Source organism: Runella sp. (genome assembly GCF_965279615.1).
Lineage (GTDB): Bacteria > Bacteroidota > Bacteroidia > Cytophagales > Spirosomataceae > Runella.
Genome location: NZ_OZ257252.1, coordinates 868,330 through 886,560, shown reverse-complemented (window position 1 = coordinate 886,560; position 18,231 = coordinate 868,330). Strand labels below are relative to the sequence as shown.

The window sequence follows — 18,231 nt, the reverse complement described above, 5'->3', positions numbered from 1 at the left end:
AGATAATCCGCAGTTTGTTCGAAAATTGATGATTATTCCGAGTCTATTTTTTGAGAATATTATATGAATTACTGATTATTAGATAGTTATTTTTAGATAAATATCGGTTAGCAATTAACTGAACATCTCAACAAAGACTTTCATTGAAACAATTTGTGTTGAGGCATATTTGCTGATAGCTAATAAATCAGGGTCGCCGGTGGTAAGAAACCTGGCACGGGAATCACGACTTAAACTCAGCAGAAAAAAGTCGTTTTTGTCACGGCCTAATTGAACCTGACTGGTTACGATGATTTTAATGGAGTAGGATTGAAAAGTGGCTAAGAAGCTCTCAATTATTTCTGAAGTAATACCCTGTTTTTGAAAGTAAGCCACTTCTGAAAAATGTCTGATTTCCTTCAAAACCTGATCTGAATAACAAATATCAAACCGGTCAAGATTATCTAAAAGCCAAATATAACGTTTTCGAGTAAGTCCGCCTATCAATACACTACCAATGATATTGGGGTCTATTACTACCCTTATCTTACTGATAGCCATGCTTTTTACGTATAGATTTCACGGCCTTATTCACATCAGATTGGCGATTTGGCCGATTGGGAAGACCCGTCAAAAACTCTTTCGCTTTTGCGACCGCCTCCGCTTTGGTATCCGGCTCAAGTGGCTCCAGTTTTACAAACTCCAATGAGCGTAAATATTGGATAAGTGCTTCTGCTTGCGTTCCGTCTGCTGTGGTGATGATGAATTGGCTCATGATTATTTCGTTTGAAGTTAAAACCAATATATGTTGTCTTAAATTCCTCTTGTCAACCTAACTTACTCATGCTAAGGTGTACAACACAGCCCTGTCAATTCTTCTTCATTCATCCGGCGATGCTGGAAGAGCTGAAGTATCAGCATTTGTGCTTCATTGAGCTTTAATGGCGATGTTTGTGTCGTTGCCATAGTCAAATTGTTTAACACAGGTTACAAAACTAACTAAAATATTAGAATTGTTCGTTTGAGAATCCTTACCTTCGATTTTAGGTGTTACTTCAGTACTGTTTTTAAAACCGCAAAACCTGTGAATACTATATAAAATTTTAGCAAACACTACTATGACTGATTGGGAGCCCATAAGCTTAACTGAATTGTACGATCTGATTCAACAGGAAGAAACAGCATTGAACGGAGAACTTTGGAATTTTTGGCAATTAATAAGAATTGACCCATCAAAGTGGGTTGAGAAGGAATTTGGTGAAGAGGGTGGTGGATTTTGGGTTGTAGCTATTTGTGGGACAAAAGTTATTTGGTACAACGACATAGAAGAAGGCTTCAATATCTCTGACTACAAGGCATTTGGTCAAATCGGAGACTATTATTGTAATAAAGATGAACTTAGTTGGAGCATTAATCGACTGTTCAACTTAGTGAAATTTGGAGGAAACATTATCGGGCAAGCAGGAAAACCCACGGAGTTGAAATGAATTTATGAGTTATCCAATGATTTTAAATCTGAAGTAATGCAGGTCGTAATAAAATTTCGAATAGATAATTTGTTGATTAATAGGTTTTTTAGAGATAATTAGGGGTGTTCCCCAATACTGACAGCTTCTACCATGAGGGAGTCATTTTTAATGCTTGATATACTTCATTAATATCTTCATAATCTACTTTAATCGGCTGTAATAATTTTTTATTGATCAGTTTGTCAGAGATAGCTATCGACATACCGAAATCAATGGCCAGCTTGGCATAAGCAGTAGCTTCATAAGAAATAAAATTTCTCATAAAACCTTCAGATTTATTTTTTCGAAAGGCTTTTAAAACGAGCGATAGCCCTTCATTGAAGAGGGGAGTATCTTTGTTTTGAAGGCCTTCCAGAAGGTATAAATGTCCCTTTTGTTGTAGAGGCGTTTTGTAATTAAGTTTTGATAGCGCAGACTTAAAATGAATTTGAAAATTATTCTTTTGACCAAGCATCATATATTTGAATGCGTGTGTAAGTGCATATTCAATGGTGTCTTGCCTTTCTATATATATGCTATTACAACATTCTAACAATAAAGATTTTGAGTTAGATAGTATTAAAAATGGATAACATGTATCCATTAAATCAACCCGAACCGCAGGTTTTTTTAGAGGATATTCTGCCTGAATCGCTACCTCGCCACTACGTAGTTTATTTAGTAGTAAATAAGCACGACCATATTTATAAAAATAGGTTGATAGCCTATAGGGATCATCATCTGATAAATAATTAAAATACCCTATAGCAGCATAGTTCTGACAAATATGGTTTAATTCGTTTACATCGTTCTGTAAAGCAGACAATCCAGTTACTAAGAGTTCTTGAGAAAAATCTATATTTTCTTGCAGAATTATTTTGATATCCATTGAGAGTTTAAAGTTCAATCATAAGATTGTAACAATCATACATTTACCTGCTTTATCTTCGCCTTAATTCCTTTTTCCTCCATAGCCTTCTTTACTGTCATTATGCTATGATTATGGACAAGGAGTATATTTCTGAAAATTGGGAGTACTCCAAATCAGATAAGGGCAGGAGGCTTTTGAACTTAAAAGTAACGTAATAAAATCCTTTGTTTCTTTATCTTCAGGGAGTGGCGTTGGGATATATTTTCTTGCTCCATCGCAAGTTCGGTAAGTTAGATTTCCGAACGTTGAGACGCTATAAAGCCAGAAAACCCTTTCGCCCTTGTACTTTTTGGTATAATAAGCAAAGTCCAAATAAGGTGGTTTGGAGGTGAACAGTTCAATATCTTGCTTGAGCCAACTTAATTCCTCCACAGGGTTTTTGACACCACATGGCCCTTCTTTTTCGGGATCGTCTTTTTTACAGGAGAAAAGCATAATAATAAAGACGAATCCAATAAACTGCTTCATAGTGTTCATAATATACATACATTTCCTATCACACATAGAAAGTAAAATGTAGGGATTTATAACACATTTAGGCTTCATTTGAGGATAAAAACGAAGGGTTTTCTGAATTGATATTTATAATATATTGATAGTCAAACACTTAATAAGTTTCTCTCTCTGCGGAGAAATATACAAACCCCCGTGTAAATACTTGATTTACACGGGGGTTTTGCTTTATCAGTGAAACAATGGTGAAACACTTATTTGTTTTCACTCAGAAACGGTGAGTGCACCAATGGCAATACATTGCGTTCATAGCCCGGCCTGTCAAAAATAACATGACAATTTGTAAGTACCCCATTTTTTGAGATAGGTAAGTTACACGGTTTACTATAAGCGGGAAAGATACAAAGCGGCACCAGCCGTGCCGGAAGGTGTGAATGTTATAACTATTTTCCGGAATTATATAAAACTTCAGTCAATAATGATCCCAACTTTGTAGGCTGAAATAATGGCAAAATCATGGATACGAAAGAACTGGAAAAATTGCCCAATAATGAGGGCGAAATTGAAAAAGGTACCACCCATATCATCGTTGAACTCATCGAATATGAACATAATGCGGTTGTCAGCAAATCAATCATGAAAAAGGCAACGGGTTCGATAAATGCGTTGTCATTTGCGAGTGGGGAAGGACTTAATGAAAAAACATCACCTTTTGACACCTATGTTCAACTCATTGACGGCAGTGCCATTATTGAGATCGCCGGCAAGACCTCTACCCTTAAAACCGGCGATGGGATTCTTATTCCTGCCCATAGTCCAAGTCATATAAAACCCAATGGCAGGTTCAAATTGATTCTGACGGTCATAAAAAGCGGCTACGATATATGAACCTCCGAAACCGGTGATATTATTCCTATTCACGATGGTTGCCGGGCCGGTAACCGACGAGCTTACGGAGTCAGTATCAACGACAGCGATTGAAATACGATTTAGGGAAGAGAATAAAATCTGATTTTGGGGGCTGTTTGCGGTTTGTCTCTTGGGATAGACGAAACACCTGCTCATTTATCCCCGTTGATAAGGCAATGACGGGCAATGATCGCAAATCAGGATCCCGGATGATTTCCTTTGAACATTGGCGACCGTTTTTTCGCGGCATGTTCAAATCCAAAAACAGCAGGTCCGGTAAGCCATTGCATGAGTTCAACGCCATCCTTCACGGTGGTGCGTTGGATGGCATAAGGTAATTCATCTGAAATTTCCTGAAAAAAATCACGATCATCCTCGTCGTTATCGGCCGGCAGCACATGGAGTGGTGAATTAGTCATAAGGGGTTGGGAGACAAAAGAATCAATGATATGGCTCGACATCCTCGCATTGCCCAACCGTTTATTCTTTTTCTCCTGTTTAGTTTTTTAAAACAAGAGTTTTCCTGAATTATACAGGAAAGCCTTCCGGGTTCAACTCAACAAAGGAATGGGTTGCTGAAGGCTTTTCTCTACACTGCCTCGCAATTTGTTCAGCGCTTTGCGCACCCGGGTTTTCACGGTGCCCAACGGTAATTTTAAACGCAGGGCCGTTTCTTCGTGGGTATAGCCTTGCCAATACACCATTTCAATAACTACTTTATAGTCTTCCTTTAATCGACAGATCAATTCTTTGACATCATGACAGTCAAAGCCCCGGAATACATTGTCAGGGGCATCCATCAAATAATCGACTGTACTTAACTCCACCATTTCATGTTGCTGAGTCCGTAAATAATCACGGCCTGTATTGCGGGCAATGTTAAGCATCCACGTAAAAAACCGCCCCTTGGAGGTATCATATTGCCCGGCATTTTTCCAGATCTTTACAAATACATCCTGCAACAGGTCCTGCGCCACTTCCTCCTTTTTAACTAATTTAAAGATGACACCATATAATGCCTTCGAATAATGATCGTACAGATAACTGTACGCCCGCAGGTCCTGTTTGGTCAACAGCATGACAAGGTCACCTTCGGCGTAGATTCGTTTCATGCGCTCAAAATTAACGTTGGGTAATTTCTTTTGTGGATCAAAACAAACTGCCGGCTTGCGAACAGCCCATAAAAAAAGTAACTAAGGATAAACTTAGTTACTTACAACACTCACTATAAATCAACACAGGAAACTGTTTATATCACTCCTCAAAGGTGCCGGCATTTCATGGGTAAAGTATTATATATATAAAGTATTTTCTTTTATATATCACACATTTTTCATGTCTGATAACAGGCAAGATACCTCCCCGCTGCCGGGTAGCCCTGTTTTAGGAGTTTTCCGGTGGATATGCCCGTTTAAGCGGTTAAATTGCTTACGAACCTTGTGTTGTATTGATTTGTTGGTTGCTAAAAGGCCATGGAAAATAAGTATATTGAATAAAAAAAGCCGGCATGAAGTTATACATTAAATATATGGTCAGCCTGCGGTGTAAAATGGTCGTGGAAGCCACCCTGAAAAAGCTCAGGTTGCCTTACAAAACCATTGAGTTGGGAACGGTGGAACTGTTGGAAGAAATTACCCCGGCACAACGCGAAGCCCTCAAAGAACAACTGCTCCCTTCAGGACTGGAATTGCTGGATGACAAAAAGAGTATTCTGATCGAAAAGATAACAGCCGTCATCATTGAAATGATCCATTACGAGGATGAAGTGCCGAAAGTGAATCCTTCGGAGTATATCAGTAAGAAATTGGGCTATGATTATGCGTATCTGGCCAACGTGTTTTCCGAGGTGAAAGGTACAACCATCCAACAATTTATCATCTTTCATAAAATTGAACGGGTCAAAGAATTGCTGTTGTACGATGAGCTGAATTTGACCGAGATCGCTCATCGGCTCCATTACAGCGGGGTGGCGCATTTGTCAACGCAGTTCAGAAAGGTGACGGGATTGTCGCCTTCCTATTTTAAGCAATTGCAGCAGCAGCGCAAAAACCCTCTTGGAACAGGTGAGCCGTCGTAAGATTCTCCGGAAAGGTGTAAGAAATAACCGATAGAATGTCCCTACTTTTGTATTTATTGCTTTGGCACGAATGCGTCTCAACGCAGGCAATTATTAAAAAAAAGCCCTTTTTCAGTCACATTTAAATCGTATTCTATTGGAAAATTCAGAATTTGAAAAGTCGAAAGCGTATATCATTGTGGAAATTATTGAATATGTTCCCAATTCGGTCGTCATCAAAACGGTGATGAAAAAAGCAACGGGGAACATCAGTGTCATGTCCTTTGATACGGGTGAGGCCTTCATGGAAAAAATGTCTCCGTATGATACATTTATTCAGATCATTGACGGCCAAGCCGAGATCATCATTGATAAGCAATCCAATGTATTGAATACAGGCCATTCGATCATTGTTCCTGCCCATGCGATCAACACGATCCAAGCCAATGAGCGTTTTAAAATGATCTCGACGGTGATCAAAAGCGGTTATGAATAAGCGTAAGGCAGGGGCAGAGCAGGCAGACATATTGTTATTACAGGAGTCCTTACGCCGGCAGGATTACCGTAAAGGTCGCTGTATATAGTACAATTCGTTGCGTTTGTAAATCATACTATGCAGTCAGAAATTTACCTTGGTGTCACAGGTATATACTCTCCGCCTTTCATAAAAAGGGTCTTTTACCCATCTTTTGGGTACTATTTTACCAAATATCAAGACATTATCCAACTGCATATTTGTCCTTAAAAGACAGACAAAAAATGCAGTTGGTTTTTATGAGTACTTATGCAGTATAAGATGTAAAGATGTCAGTCTGTGAGCCCGTTTTTTGGGTCAATTTTTTAACACTTCCGATAGTAGACAATGTAGGTTTTGAATAGGCACGTTTGCCAAGCTTTCTTTTTGCAGGAAGCGTAGTATTTTTCATGATTATAACGTTTAGTAATTGTTATATGTTGATTCTAACTGATACTCTCTTGTTTGAAACGGAACTTCCCTAATCAACAATCATTCGATGATTACGTGTTTGACCTCGTTCACTAACAGTGAGAATATACACACCCATTGGTACTTTTCCTGAGGTTTTCAGCAAAAGACTGCCGGTTTGATTGGATACCTTTTGGAGAGGAATTAAACGGCCGTCCATACTGTAAAAGCTCACCAACGCGGTTTCAGGCTCGTCGAGTCGAAGGGTAAATTGTCCGCCTGTAGTAATGGGATTTGGAAATACCCCATAAGCGTCGTCTCTGACAATGACCGAAACAGCCGGATATATCGTTGATTTGCCGCTTAAATCGGTCTGGATCAATCGGTAATAACTCGTACCCATATACGGCGTTCGATCAATGAGGCTGTATTTTCTGAGTGAATTACTGTTGGCCGTTGTTTCCCGACCTTCGCCTGCCTTCTCAAATTGAATCATATTTTTACTGCGTTCAATGACAAAGCCCTTGTTATCCACTTCCAGAGATGTTGCCCAGTTGATATCTACCGTATGATCGGCCATCGCTTTGGCAGTAAAGGAAATAAGCGTTACAGGCAACGGTACTGCCACGGAATTTGAGATTCGGCTGTTATTTAGTGAAATAGCTCCTGCACGTGAGAGTGCTCTGCCTTCCAGAAATGTTTGGTCAAATAAATTGATAGGCCCATTGGCCAAAATCGTACCCCGGAAAAGAGAGCTAGCGGCAATATCCACCTGACCGTTGATCTGCCAGTACACATTGCTCCAGGAAGCGCCATTGGTAAGTACGATGTTTGATAAGGTATTTGTGGTCAACGCACCGCCTATTTTAAAAATAAACAGTGCACCGGCATTGCCCTGCCCGTCTAAAGTGAGCATACCGTTAAAAGTAGCTGCTGACCCCACACAATAAACACCGGCAGTAAGTACCGAATTATTGCCAAAGGTAACTCCTAAGGGAGTAGCACCGCACGTATTTGTAGTTAAAGCATCATAAGCGGTTACGACATCGGTTGCAGCCTGTAATGAAGTGGCATCAGCCACGTGGCTGATGCCAACCAACGTTCCGGGAGGGAATGCACTGTAGGCTCCTGCGTTTGTGCCAACATCTCCTTTGACGACGCTTGCTCCCAGATTGGAAAATGCCCCAACGGCGGTAAAAGCGGCAAAATTAGCGGTTACTCCTAAGTTCGGAGCCTGACCGAAGCTTAGTTGAGAGCAAAGTATTAATGTGATAAATACTTGATTAAGGTATAATATTTTTTTCATAATGTTATTTTATTTTTTTTGCTGAAAATCAAGCAATAATGTAGCCAATATTATTAATAATATTTTACATATTATTAATAATATTTTTACCAATAGGCAAAGTATTGAATAAAGGGCACCTGCTGAGTGCAGAGGCACAATAAAGCTTATGAAATAAAAATAAATTTATAATACTGCACCAAAATATGGGCGGTATTCATAGGGGCCGGTAGACTTTGGCATGATTTATTCGCCTCAGTTCCTGAAGACCGAGTTACCATTTTCTGACTGGAATGATTAGCCGATCAAGAAAATAATTACGTGAAAAAATAACCTGTCATTCGGATTTCAGGCCAATTATTAGGGTAATCTGAAGTCTATAAGGGATTTAATTTTGTCGGTTTAACTTCAAAGAATATTCTTTGAAATGCCCGGTCACAAATTTATTTCGGAAATACCTTTTCACCGTTAACCGAGCCATTAAATAGCTGACCGTCGATTCTGCACCTTGGTTTAAGTTAACGTAGTTTTCCTCCAACCCGTCGTAACATCCGCCCGTGCGGGGATTATAGATAATTTGGTGAAGGTGATTGTTTCCCAGAAACCACTCAAAAGAGGTAAGCAACTTTTGCAGGTAGCTTTCGTCCCTGAATACATCGTAAAATTTACTTAACGCAAGAATCGTATAAGCAACATCAATGGGCTGCTCGCCTCCTACGGTTACCGGAGGCAGTTCTTCTCCTTTTTGCAACCAGCTTTTATTGGAAATGACGTTGATATTGTTTTTTCGAAAGGTTTTCGATAGTAGAAAATCAAATGACTCTTTGGCAATTTCTTTGTATATACCGTCACCGGTGTCTATCCAGGCACATAGCATTGCTTCGGGTAAAATACTGTTGGCATAGGTGAGATAACTCTCAAACCACCGCCAATCGTGGGTTGCTTCGTGCCGATACATTTGCACCAAGCGGTTGGCAAGTTGTACGATCAATGTAGTGTTCCGGGGCGACTTGTTTTTGGTATTACTGTAATATAATCCTTTGACCGCAAATGCCATAGCGCGCGTTGAGTGGATTTTTTTGACGTTCACCAAGGCTGCTTGCATGGTTGCTTCCGCTTCGGCAGTCAGTTCTTTCGGCAACAGATCGCTCATTGAGATCAAATAGCCCAGCGCCCAAATCGCCCTTCCGTTCGCATCGGCAAGGTTGGTTTCATTGTTTTGTTCGGTAAACGCTTTTTGTTCGTCTACATAATTCAGAAAGTTGCCATCGGGTTGCAGGCAATACTTAATGAAATGGAAATACGTCTGAATGGCCGCTACATCGGTTTTTTCAAGCGTCTGTTCAAAATGCTGACACATGGCAACCATGGCCCGGGCATTATCATCCAATGTATAGCCGGAACCAATATCAGGCTGATTGATGGTCGAAAATTGGATCATGCCAAACTCCGTGGTCATCTTTTTGACGTGGTCAAGATTAATGGCCGGTAAGTTGTACCGCAATGCAATCTGACCGTCATCCATTTTTTCAAAAAGCATGGCATGGGCAATAGCAGCATTTTCCCAGGCAGTAGAAGCCATTCGGTGCAAGGCATTAGAGCTGATATTCTGCCTTAACTTTTCATCATTCAGTAAACTGTTGACGGCTACCGATAGTTGCGCCGAATTTTGAAAATCAATGATAATACCTGCATCGTTTTGTAATACTTCTCTGGCGTGCGGAATTGGGGTGGAAACGATGGCGCAACCGCTGCTGATAGCATAGGAAAACGTTCCGCTGACGGCCTGATTGGGATCTTTAGAGGTAAACAAATAAACATCCGTCAGTTGGAGGTATTCCAGCAGATCGGGGAGTGGTAAAAAATAATTGACAAATCGAACGTAGGATTGCAATTGCAGTTTTTTCACTCGTTCTTCCAGCATGTTACGGTATTTTTCTCCTTCCTGCTTTACCACGGAAGGATGCGTTTTGCCGATGATAAGAAACAGTACTTCAGGGTTTTGACGTACGATGGCAGGTAACGCCTCTAACGTCGTTTCGATGCTTTTCCCTGAGCTTAGCAACCCAAAGGTGGAAAGTACTTTTTTTCCGGTTAACTGATGTTTACGTTTTAGCCCTTCCCTGTCTGAGTGCGGCACTAAGTGAGTACCGTGGGCAATGACCGTAATTTTTTCGGCAGAAATGGCATATTCATGGATGAGTACATCGGCCGAATAGTGAGTCATGACCACAATGGATTCAGCAATGGCCGCAATGTTTTCTACCTGCACTTTTAATACGCTGTTGGGGTGTGGTAATACGGTGTGAAAAACAATGATGACCGGTTTGGTCAATGCTTCCAGAAACTGTTGAAAATCACCTTCTTTCTTTTCAAAAAAGCCAAATTCGTGCTGAACCACTACGATATGGATACCGACATCTTCATTAATGGCTTTGGCCAAGGTCAGAAACGCATTGGGTCGGTCGGTATTGAGTACGTATTTTGGTGATTCGGCGTAGACATGGTTTTCACTTTCCGATTCCAACGGGCAAATCTGAATATTGAACGAACGGTTGAACTTGTTATCAAGCACCTGTTTCAAATCCTGCGAATACGTAGCAATTCCGCATTCACGTGGGGGGTATGAAGTAATGAATAAAATGTCCGGGAGGTTATTGTTTTCCCACAAAGCCGGTAGTATCTCCGAACGGTTTTCAGGATAGATTTTGGGGATTCCGGTAAGTGTCAGGTAGTTGGTATGGTCTACCTGGATTTGATCTTTCATGGTTTATTTGGGTTAAGCAACAACTCTTTCAGCAGCGCAGCTATACTGACCGACGCACAGGCAATTTGTTCGTCGGCGGCTCCGTAATATATGTATAGGGTATCATCCTGCACAATGGCACCCGTCGGGAAACACACATTATTTACTTCGCCTTTCAATTCCCAGTCAAATTCGGGTTTGAACAACGCATAAGGTAACCTTGCAAGTTCTTTTTGGGGATTCTCCAAGTCAAGCAGGGCCGCACAGGCCGAATACACGTAGCCTTTGACGGTATCGTGTACACTGTGATAGATCAACAACCAGCCGTGTGCTGTTTCGATAGGAGGACAACCACCGCCAATATAGCTGATTTCGTGCTTGTATTTTGGCGACAGCACAATGGAATCGTCGAGATGAAGAAAATAGTTTTGCCAGAATGCAGGCGTTAATTCTGCTAAGTCGGCTACAGCAACAATTTGAATATCAGGCTTTATTCGATGCAGGAAATACAGTTTTTCCTTTATTTTTCGCGGAAAGAAAATAACGTTCTTATCCCAGAGCAATACTTTCTTTCCTTCCTTTTCCTGAACGCGCTCGTGCTCATTGTAGCGCAGGTATTTTTCATTAATGATTCCTTTGGACTCGGCAAGGTGACGAAACTCCTCATAGGCTATATGCGGTGTAATGATGCCCATTTTTTCAAAATGCGGCAACTCTTTTGAAACAGCCAATGCTCCCAGCGCATTGATCCCGTCATACGCAGTATAGGTGAGGTAATATACCTCCTCAATCCTTACAATGCGCGGGTCTTCGAGCCCGTGGGATTCGTAGTCAAATTGCGGAAAAAGGACGGGCGTGTTCATCCGTTCTCCGATGGTCAGGGGATCGGTGAGTTTACAGTAGCCAATGCTTGAGTAATTACCTTTGCTGACGGCTCGGTAAAAAAGATGGATATCATTTCCTTCCTGAATTGCGGCCGGATTCAAAACACCCTCATTTTCAAATCCCGAATGCGTTTTCATCAGGAGTACTCCTTCTTTTTTGACTTCTAACATGAATTGATGTCTAATATGATTGGATTGGAAAGCAGCAAAAAGGTTGCCTGTAAAATGACCGCACTGTGGAGAGAATTTGAATACTTGCGGAAATACAAAATTGGTTGGATATACTCGAAAATGTGTTACACAATCCTTTGAAAGAGTTACATAATTCACACTTTTTCGGCGTATAAAAAGAATAGAAAAATACGTCGCGCAGTTTTGCAGGACGTATTTAAGGTAAATTTTATTTCTTAGGTATAGAGTAGTCTTTCAGGAGTTTGTGTTTGAAGATCTCCCAAAAAATGGTGAAATCATACGTTATCAGCCAATGCGATCTCTATCTCTCTTTCAAAATAAGCAAATCCTTTTTGGGTGGAGTTATCCTGCACTTGGCAGTAGTAAATCCTTGACAGATACGACGTAATGACCAACTTTTGCGCAGGATTTGTTTTGGCAAAAACAATGTCTCCTACTTTATATTTATTTTCCATGGTTCAATTTTAGATTTCCCTGCTTCAAAAGCATCGCATTGGTCTATTGCCTTGTTTTCTTTCGGGAAACAATAAATCATCGACTGTAAAGTGAATAATGTATAACAGTTTGAATATTAGCTACTTAGTGTATAGATTGTCAAGTTTGCGATTTATTTCTTTCAGCAGATCGAATTGTTTTCCCTGTGTATCAAACAATGTCTTGATTTGTTCTTCCAATAACAGGTCCATTTTTTGATGCAAACTTCTGATTTGCATTTCTGCTTTCAGATTGATAAGGTAATCGTTTTCGCCTCTCATTCGATCTTTCTCTTCCTGGCGGTTTTGACTCATCATAATGACCGGCGCCTGCAATGCTGCAATGCACGAAAGAATAAGATTCATTAAAATAAATGGGTATGGGTCAAATTCGTAAAAGCCAACGGCAACGGCATTAAAGAATATCCAGACTGTTAAAACAATGCCAAACAGAATTATAAAGCGCCAACTTCCTCCAAACCGGGCAACTTTGTCGGAGATCTTTTGCCCTTGGGAGAGGATTTCCAACGGAGGATTTAAAAGATTATAGATAATAAGTTTTTCGGCTTTAAGAGTATCTTCTACGATTTGATGTAATTTTTTGAGGTGCTTGTTTTCGTCAGATACCAGCCGATCCACTTCTTTGTTATCCATAAAATAATGTTGATTTCAGTAAAAATAAAACGCCGGCCAGCCCCACATAAGGTCTTCATAACCAACCGCTTTTGATATGCCCGGTAGCTGTTAGATTGGATTTGTCCTTACTGAATTAAGAACGTATTCAATTATGTCAGGAATGATAAATAGCTCTGATTGTTCCACTCCTGACTTTTCCACTGTAACTACGTTCAGATAAAATGTAAAGTAAAAAAGAGCAGAGCCCATTTCGATTGGCAGAACCTATACTTTTTCCGGTTGCCCTTTTTTGATGATGTTGATCACCTCTTCGCGTTTTTTATTCAGTCGCAGTTCTACCCGTCTGATCAGTTCATTTTCTTTGCCGGGTTCAAATTTCAGATCGGCATCGGTAAGTTGGGCAAATTTATCTTTAAGCAATCGTGCCATCGAATCCCAATTTCCGGTAATCTTAAATATTTCAACGTTCTTTTGCTGCGGTGCGGCCATGATTTTCAGATTAGGTGAATTTAACACATGGCAAAGGTGAAAACAATTAGCCGTGAAATCGTTACACAGTTACGGCCCAATCTTACATATATCACATGTTCTCCAAATTGTCTTTTCGCTTATCTATAAGCAAAATACGCTCAATTCCCTGAAAAGAAAAGAACACTCTCCAAGGGAAAATATTGGAAAAGCCTTGGTAGATAGGTCTTATTTGTTTCGGAACCGGATATTTTACTCAACTCTTTATCAAAGTGAGCCGACCGTTTCGGTCGGCTCATAAAAAAAGTAACGAAGGATCGCTTAGTTACCTACCGGTTAAAAGCAAGGTAAAATGATTTATTCATTACCAAAGGTCAGAATGTTTCTCTGGGAAAGTATTACATATCTTTAACTTATTGTTACACATATCCCACATTTTCAAGGATTTCAATGATAGGAAAACCGTAGCCAAGCTGCTTGGCATCATTGTTTTAGGACTTCCCACCGGAGATACGCTGATCTTAAGGGTTGGATCGCTTAAGAGTCTCGGATTGTATTGACCTGCTTATGTTTAAGTAGGGGTAAAATGAATACAAAAACGAAGAACTAGCATGAAGCTATACATCAAATACATGGTCAGCCTGCGGTGCAAAATGGTGGTGGAAACTGCCCTGATAAAGCTCAGATTATCTTACAAAACCATTGAATTAGGCACGGTGGAGCTGTGGGAGGAAATTACCCCGACACAATGGAAAGCCCTGAAAATAAATCTGCTCCGCTCAGGACTGGAACTGTTGGACGATAAAAAGAGCATCCTGGTCGAGAAGATAAAAGCCGTCATCATTGAAATGATCCATTACGAAGATGAAGTGCCGAAAGTGAATTACTCGAAATATATCAGTGAAAAATTAGGCTATGATTATACCTATCTGGCCAACGTGTTTTCCGAGGTGAAAGGCATGACCATCCAACAATTCATCATCCTGCATAAAATTGAGCGGGTCAAAGAATTGCTGTTGTACGATGAGCTGAATTTGACCGAGATCGCTCATCGACTCCATTACAGCGGGGTGGCGCATTTATCGACCCAGTTCAAGAAGGTGACGGGACTCACACCCAGTTATTTTAAGAAGTTAAAGCAGAAGCGCCAAAGTAATCTTGAAAACATGTGAACTATAGTACTATTGCCCGGCGATATGTAAGAAATTGCCCATGGAATGTACCTACCTTTGATTCATGGGACCGGGCAACAAAATACCGCTGAAGAAGCCGTTTTTCCACCATCCAATAATGTTCTTTTTCAATCTCATTTAACGTGTGTTCTTTTGGAAAATTCAGAATTTGAAAAATCGAAGGCGTATATCATTGTGGAAATTATTGAATATGTCCCCAATTCAGTGGTTATTAAAACGGTGATGAAAAAAGCAACGGGGAACATCAGCGTCATGTCCTTTGATACGGGCGAGGCCTTTTTAGAAAAAATGTCGCCTTATGATACGTTTATTCAGATCATTGACGGTAAAGCCGAGATCATCATTGATAAGCAATCTCATGTACTGGACACCGGGCAATCCATCATTGTGCCCGCGCATGCCATCAACACGATCCACGCCAACGAGCGCTTTAAAATGATCTCGACGGTGATCAAAAGCGGCTATGACTAGAGTGCCGGCTTTAGTTATAACCGCTTTACCGGCATGATAACCCGTTTTTGAGGGACACGTATCGGCTACGCCTTTGTAGACGTGCGTATAGTTGTGGGTTGATGGCACGGTTTTTTGTCAGCTTATGCACTTATTACTAACGAGTGTTTAAAGATGGAAATCAAACCTTTACACATTTTATTGGCCGATGATGACTTGGATGACTGTGAACTGTTTCAGGCGGCTCTGAAAGAAACAGCGATTCCTGCCGAACTCACCCTGATGGATGACGGGGTAAATCTGATGAGGTTGCTGAATCAGCCGGAGGTTAGGCTGCCGGATGTGCTGTTTTTAGATGTATATATGCCGCGAAAAAATGGTTTGGAGTGTTTGATCGAAATCAAAGGGCATCCCGATCTGCAATCGTTGCCCGTCATTATTTTATCCCAAACCATCAACCCAATGATGGTTGATGCCCTGTATGAAAACGGCGCGTTGTATTATCTTCAAAAACCTGCCGGTTTTCGGCAGCAGATCAGGTTGATTGAAAAACTGCTCCGACTGCCTGACGAAAGCAAACGGGTTCAACCTCCAAAGAAGGATTTTGTTATCTCTGTTGAGTAGTAAGGGTTCACTGAAACTATTTACCGGTATAAAATTTAAAATTTCTTTAAAATTGGGTTTCACCTTTGAGCCATACATCTTACAACATGGTACAAAGAACCCCATTCAACCTCCTGAAAAGTGTATTTTGGCTTGTTTATTTATTCATGAGTCAAACATCCCTTTTTGCCCAATATACGGCCGTTACCGTCTCGGGTATGGTCAAAGACAGCAAAACCAAAGCCGTTGTTCCTTTCGTCAATGTTATTCTCAAAAATGCCCAAGACAGTTCCTTTGCAGGAGGGACTATCAGCGGGGATAACGGTCGTTTTACGTTAGCAAAAATCAAACCCGGCAAGTATTCATTGCAACTCTCGTCCATAGGGTATGTGTCCGGTCAGCAACCGCTTTTTGTTGGGAATCTGTCGGAATTCATTGATTTGGGGGTGGTTGAACTGCAAACCGATACCCGCACGCTCAACGAAGTTGTCGTTACAGGCCAAGCCGATGAGATCAGAGAAAAATTAGACAGAAAGACGTTTTCGGTGGAAAATAATATTTCCCAGAGCGGCGGCTCAGTCTTGCAGGTGATGCAAAATTTGCCCGGCATTACGGTGCAGGAAGGAAAGGTCATGCTGCGCGGAAGCGATAAAGTGGCGGTGCTCGTCGACGGCAAACAAACCGCACTTACGGGCTTTGGCAGTCAGACGAGTCTGGACAATATTCCCGCTTCGGCCATTGACAAAATTGAGATCATCAACAACCCTTCGGCCAAATACGACGCCAACGGCAATGCAGGAATCATCAATATTATTTTCAAAAAGAACAGGCAGGAAGGCTTTAACGGTAAAGTGGGAATGATGGCGGGCTTGGGCGCATTGTGGATAAAAAGAGGGAACCTACCCAATATTCGTGCTCAGTTTCAAAATACGCCAAAACTCAACCCATCGCTGGCGCTGAATTACCGCAAAAAGAATATCAATACGTTTTTTCAGGGAGATGTTTTGTATACGCCTACGCTCAACAAAAATGAGTTCGTCACCCGTACGTACGACACGGGCGAAGTCATCAACCAACAGACCAAACGCAACCGTAGAACGACCATCAGCACGTTGCGCGCAGGAATGGACTGGACAATTGACCCCAACAATCTATTCACCATTTCAGGCCTGTTCAGCAGCGAAAAGATCTTGGACGACGGCGACGAGCCTTTCTTTAACAAAACCCTGACGGAGCGAAAACGCCTGTGGCAGTTTTTGGAAGATGAACTGAAAACGACCGTTACCGCAGCTTCTTCCTTTCAGCATAAATTCAGCCAGCCGGGACGTTTGCTGAACGTTGGCCTCAATTATACCTTTCACCGGGAAGACGAAAAATACTTTTTTACCAACATCATGCCCACCTTTACGGGTTTGGATGCGTTCAAACTGCTGTCAGATGAGCACGTGATCGACTTTACGGTTGATTATGTGCGTCCGCTGCGATACGGTCGTTTGGAAGCGGGAATGAAATACCGCTGGCGGCAGATCCCCACCAATATGCAGTTTTTTCCCGGCCAAAATTCTCCCCTGGATGTCAACGCGGGAGGAAAAGCCACTTACAAAGAAAACATTCCGGCGTTGTACGGCAATTACGTTTACGAGAATACAAAAGTTGAACTGGAAGCGGGGCTTCGCATGGAATACGTGGATGTTCGCTACTTGGTTGACCCCAATCACAACACTTACAAAAGTGACGGCTATCACTATACACAGCCCTTTCCCAATCTGCGGGCGGCTTACAAGATCAATGATCGGAATAAAATCTCGTTGTTTTTCAATCGCCGGGTAGATCGTCCCAATGAGGTAGATATCAGAGTGTTTCCCAAGTATGACGATGCCGAGATCATCAAAGTGGGAAACCCCGCTTTAGCACCGCAGTTTACCAATACCTTGGAACTGGGTTATAAAACCAATTTGGCAAAAGGCTATTTGTATATGGCGGCGTATCATCGCATGGCAAAGGGCACCATCACCCGTATTGCCGGTATCGTTCCGGGCAGTACACTGATCTATTCCATCATGCAAAATGCCGGCAAAAGCTACAATACAGGCTTGGAATTGATGTGGTCGCAGGAGATGTCCAAATGGTTTTCGTTCAACCTGAACCTTAACGGTTACCGCAATCAGATCAATGCGTTCAGTGTTGTTAACAAATATCCCGCGCTTAACACGTTTACCGCGCCTACCGAGCAACTTCTTTCGGGCAATGTAAAATGGAACGGTCTGTTTCATTTGCCAAACCGGATAGACCTGCAAATGACCGCCATTTATTTAGCGCCGGATCTGATTCCGCAGGGAAAAATCGGGCAACGGTTTTCGTTGGATGCGGGCATAAAAAAGTCAGCGCAGAACGGCAAACGGGAGTTTTACCTCAACGCCACCGACTTGCTGAACACGATGCAAATCAAAAAAACCATTCAAGGTGCCGGTTTTAATTATATTAGTACAGACTATTACGAAACCCAAGTGGTTAGAGTAGGCTATAACTATAAATTTTGA

21 protein-coding genes are annotated in these 18,231 nt (G+C 41.4%); 8 read left to right on the top strand and 13 right to left on the bottom strand.

Annotated elements, in window-relative coordinates; all coding sequences use genetic code 11:
- Positions 1-114: 114 nt before the first annotated feature.
- Both ACQY73_RS03920 and ACQY73_RS03915 read right to left on the bottom strand, forming a co-directional pair.
- Complete coding sequence (locus ACQY73_RS03920; protein ID WP_428661751.1) at positions 115-540, bottom strand: putative toxin-antitoxin system toxin component, PIN family; 426 nt, start codon at positions 538-540, stop codon at positions 115-117.
- Complete coding sequence (locus ACQY73_RS03915; RefSeq protein ID WP_428661748.1) at positions 527-754, bottom strand: hypothetical protein; 228 nt, start codon at positions 752-754, stop codon at positions 527-529. Before ACQY73_RS03915 ends, ACQY73_RS03920 begins: the two co-directional genes overlap by 14 nt.
- A gap of 343 nt (positions 755-1,097) precedes the next feature.
- On the opposite strand from ACQY73_RS03915, the gene ACQY73_RS03910 reads away from it, so the two are divergent.
- Complete coding sequence (locus ACQY73_RS03910; RefSeq protein ID WP_428661745.1) at positions 1,098-1,466, top strand: hypothetical protein; 369 nt, start codon at positions 1,098-1,100, stop codon at positions 1,464-1,466.
- A 127-nt stretch (positions 1,467-1,593) separates the two neighbouring features.
- Here the strand turns inward: ACQY73_RS03910 and ACQY73_RS03905 are convergent, their stop codons facing one another.
- Together ACQY73_RS03905 and ACQY73_RS03900 are read right to left on the bottom strand one after the other, a co-directional pair.
- Positions 1,594-2,376, bottom strand: a complete 783-nt coding sequence (locus ACQY73_RS03905; RefSeq protein ID WP_428661742.1) for a hypothetical protein — start codon at positions 2,374-2,376, stop codon at positions 1,594-1,596.
- Between the two features lie 111 nt (positions 2,377-2,487).
- Positions 2,488-2,886: a hypothetical protein gene (locus ACQY73_RS03900; RefSeq protein WP_428661739.1), complete on the bottom strand. Its 399-nt coding sequence runs from the start codon at positions 2,884-2,886 to the stop codon at positions 2,488-2,490.
- Between the two features lie 501 nt (positions 2,887-3,387).
- Between ACQY73_RS03900 and ACQY73_RS03895 the strand changes: the two genes are divergently transcribed.
- The gene (locus tag ACQY73_RS03895; protein WP_428661736.1) at positions 3,388-3,759 is read left to right on the top strand and encodes a cupin domain-containing protein; all 372 of its coding nucleotides are present in this window, start codon (positions 3,388-3,390) and stop codon (positions 3,757-3,759) included.
- 218 nt (positions 3,760-3,977) lie between these two features.
- Here the strand turns inward: ACQY73_RS03895 and ACQY73_RS03890 are convergent, their stop codons facing one another.
- Both ACQY73_RS03890 and ACQY73_RS03885 read right to left on the bottom strand, forming a co-directional pair.
- Entirely contained in the window at positions 3,978-4,199 is a 222-nt protein-coding gene (locus ACQY73_RS03890; protein ID WP_428661734.1) for a hypothetical protein, read from the bottom strand.
- A 132-nt stretch (positions 4,200-4,331) separates the two neighbouring features.
- Entirely contained in the window at positions 4,332-4,892 is a 561-nt protein-coding gene (locus ACQY73_RS03885) for an RNA polymerase sigma factor (protein ID WP_428661731.1), read from the bottom strand.
- A gap of 395 nt (positions 4,893-5,287) precedes the next feature.
- Between ACQY73_RS03885 and ACQY73_RS03880 the strand changes: the two genes are divergently transcribed.
- Entirely contained in the window at positions 5,288-5,857 is a 570-nt protein-coding gene (locus tag ACQY73_RS03880) for a helix-turn-helix domain-containing protein (protein WP_428661728.1), read from the top strand.
- A gap of 136 nt (positions 5,858-5,993) precedes the next feature.
- Positions 5,994-6,332 (top strand): cupin domain-containing protein, encoded by a 339-nt coding sequence (locus ACQY73_RS03875; protein WP_428661725.1) that lies wholly within the window; start codon positions 5,994-5,996, stop codon positions 6,330-6,332.
- A gap of 286 nt (positions 6,333-6,618) precedes the next feature.
- Here ACQY73_RS03875 and ACQY73_RS03870 read toward each other — a convergent pair whose 3' ends face one another.
- From ACQY73_RS03870 to ACQY73_RS03840, 7 genes are all read right to left on the bottom strand, one after another.
- The gene (locus ACQY73_RS03870; protein WP_428661722.1) at positions 6,619-6,762 is read right to left on the bottom strand and encodes a hypothetical protein; all 144 of its coding nucleotides are present in this window, start codon (positions 6,760-6,762) and stop codon (positions 6,619-6,621) included.
- A gap of 69 nt (positions 6,763-6,831) precedes the next feature.
- The gene (locus ACQY73_RS03865; protein ID WP_428661719.1) at positions 6,832-8,067 is read right to left on the bottom strand and encodes an ice-binding family protein; all 1,236 of its coding nucleotides are present in this window, start codon (positions 8,065-8,067) and stop codon (positions 6,832-6,834) included.
- Between the two features lie 367 nt (positions 8,068-8,434).
- A complete protein-coding gene (locus ACQY73_RS03860) occupies positions 8,435-10,813 on the bottom strand; it encodes a glycosyltransferase (protein WP_428661716.1) in 2,379 nt (792 codons plus the stop codon).
- Complete coding sequence (locus ACQY73_RS03855; protein WP_428661713.1) at positions 10,810-11,847, bottom strand: hypothetical protein; 1,038 nt, start codon at positions 11,845-11,847, stop codon at positions 10,810-10,812. The genes ACQY73_RS03860 and ACQY73_RS03855 overlap by 4 nt, the downstream gene beginning before the upstream one ends.
- Before the next feature lie 296 nt (positions 11,848-12,143).
- Positions 12,144-12,323: a hypothetical protein gene (locus ACQY73_RS03850; RefSeq protein ID WP_428661710.1), complete on the bottom strand. Its 180-nt coding sequence runs from the start codon at positions 12,321-12,323 to the stop codon at positions 12,144-12,146.
- A 120-nt stretch (positions 12,324-12,443) separates the two neighbouring features.
- On the bottom strand, positions 12,444-12,995 hold the full coding sequence (locus ACQY73_RS03845; RefSeq protein ID WP_428661707.1) for a DUF1003 domain-containing protein: 552 nt from the start codon (positions 12,993-12,995) through the stop codon (positions 12,444-12,446).
- 246 nt (positions 12,996-13,241) lie between these two features.
- Positions 13,242-13,466, bottom strand: a complete 225-nt coding sequence (locus ACQY73_RS03840) for a CsbD family protein (RefSeq protein WP_428661705.1) — start codon at positions 13,464-13,466, stop codon at positions 13,242-13,244.
- Between the two features lie 590 nt (positions 13,467-14,056).
- Between ACQY73_RS03840 and ACQY73_RS03835 the strand changes: the two genes are divergently transcribed.
- The 4 genes from ACQY73_RS03835 to ACQY73_RS03820 all read left to right on the top strand — a co-directional run bounded on the left by ACQY73_RS03835 (position 14,057) and on the right by ACQY73_RS03820 (position 18,231).
- A complete protein-coding gene (locus ACQY73_RS03835; protein WP_428661702.1) occupies positions 14,057-14,617 on the top strand; it encodes a helix-turn-helix domain-containing protein in 561 nt (186 codons plus the stop codon).
- Between the two features lie 45 nt (positions 14,618-14,662).
- On the top strand, positions 14,663-15,109 hold the full coding sequence (locus ACQY73_RS03830) for a cupin domain-containing protein (RefSeq protein WP_428661699.1): 447 nt from the start codon (positions 14,663-14,665) through the stop codon (positions 15,107-15,109).
- A 153-nt stretch (positions 15,110-15,262) separates the two neighbouring features.
- Complete coding sequence (locus ACQY73_RS03825; protein ID WP_428661696.1) at positions 15,263-15,712, top strand: response regulator; 450 nt, start codon at positions 15,263-15,265, stop codon at positions 15,710-15,712.
- Between the two features lie 146 nt (positions 15,713-15,858).
- Entirely contained in the window at positions 15,859-18,231 is a 2,373-nt protein-coding gene (locus ACQY73_RS03820; protein ID WP_428661693.1) for a TonB-dependent receptor domain-containing protein, read from the top strand.

Bases quoted from the DNA above. Each gene is read 5' to 3' on its own strand.
- ACQY73_RS03920 (WP_428661751.1), bottom strand. From the start codon at position 540: ATGGCTATCAGTAAGATAAGGGTAGTAATAGACCCCAATATCATTGGT.
- ACQY73_RS03915 (WP_428661748.1), bottom strand. From the start codon at position 754: ATGAGCCAATTCATCATCACCACAGCAGACGGAACGCAAGCAGAAGCA.
- ACQY73_RS03910 (WP_428661745.1), top strand. From the start codon at position 1,098: ATGACTGATTGGGAGCCCATAAGCTTAACTGAATTGTACGATCTGATT.
- ACQY73_RS03905 (WP_428661742.1), bottom strand. From the start codon at position 2,376: ATGGATATCAAAATAATTCTGCAAGAAAATATAGATTTTTCTCAAGAA.
- ACQY73_RS03900 (WP_428661739.1), bottom strand. From the start codon at position 2,886: ATGAAGCAGTTTATTGGATTCGTCTTTATTATTATGCTTTTCTCCTGT.
- ACQY73_RS03895 (WP_428661736.1), top strand. From the start codon at position 3,388: ATGGATACGAAAGAACTGGAAAAATTGCCCAATAATGAGGGCGAAATT.
- ACQY73_RS03890 (WP_428661734.1), bottom strand. From the start codon at position 4,199: ATGACTAATTCACCACTCCATGTGCTGCCGGCCGATAACGACGAGGAT.
- ACQY73_RS03885 (WP_428661731.1), bottom strand. From the start codon at position 4,892: ATGAAACGAATCTACGCCGAAGGTGACCTTGTCATGCTGTTGACCAAA.
- ACQY73_RS03880 (WP_428661728.1), top strand. From the start codon at position 5,288: ATGAAGTTATACATTAAATATATGGTCAGCCTGCGGTGTAAAATGGTC.
- ACQY73_RS03870 (WP_428661722.1), bottom strand. From the start codon at position 6,762: ATGAAAAATACTACGCTTCCTGCAAAAAGAAAGCTTGGCAAACGTGCC.
- ACQY73_RS03865 (WP_428661719.1), bottom strand. From the start codon at position 8,067: ATGAAAAAAATATTATACCTTAATCAAGTATTTATCACATTAATACTT.
- ACQY73_RS03860 (WP_428661716.1), bottom strand. From the start codon at position 10,813: ATGAAAGATCAAATCCAGGTAGACCATACCAACTACCTGACACTTACC.
- ACQY73_RS03855 (WP_428661713.1), bottom strand. From the start codon at position 11,847: ATGTTAGAAGTCAAAAAAGAAGGAGTACTCCTGATGAAAACGCATTCG.
- ACQY73_RS03850 (WP_428661710.1), bottom strand. From the start codon at position 12,323: ATGGAAAATAAATATAAAGTAGGAGACATTGTTTTTGCCAAAACAAAT.
- ACQY73_RS03845 (WP_428661707.1), bottom strand. From the start codon at position 12,995: ATGGATAACAAAGAAGTGGATCGGCTGGTATCTGACGAAAACAAGCAC.
- ACQY73_RS03840 (WP_428661705.1), bottom strand. From the start codon at position 13,466: ATGGCCGCACCGCAGCAAAAGAACGTTGAAATATTTAAGATTACCGGA.
- ACQY73_RS03835 (WP_428661702.1), top strand. From the start codon at position 14,057: ATGAAGCTATACATCAAATACATGGTCAGCCTGCGGTGCAAAATGGTG.
- ACQY73_RS03830 (WP_428661699.1), top strand. From the start codon at position 14,663: ATGTACCTACCTTTGATTCATGGGACCGGGCAACAAAATACCGCTGAA.
- ACQY73_RS03825 (WP_428661696.1), top strand. From the start codon at position 15,263: ATGGAAATCAAACCTTTACACATTTTATTGGCCGATGATGACTTGGAT.
- ACQY73_RS03820 (WP_428661693.1), top strand. From the start codon at position 15,859: ATGAGTCAAACATCCCTTTTTGCCCAATATACGGCCGTTACCGTCTCG.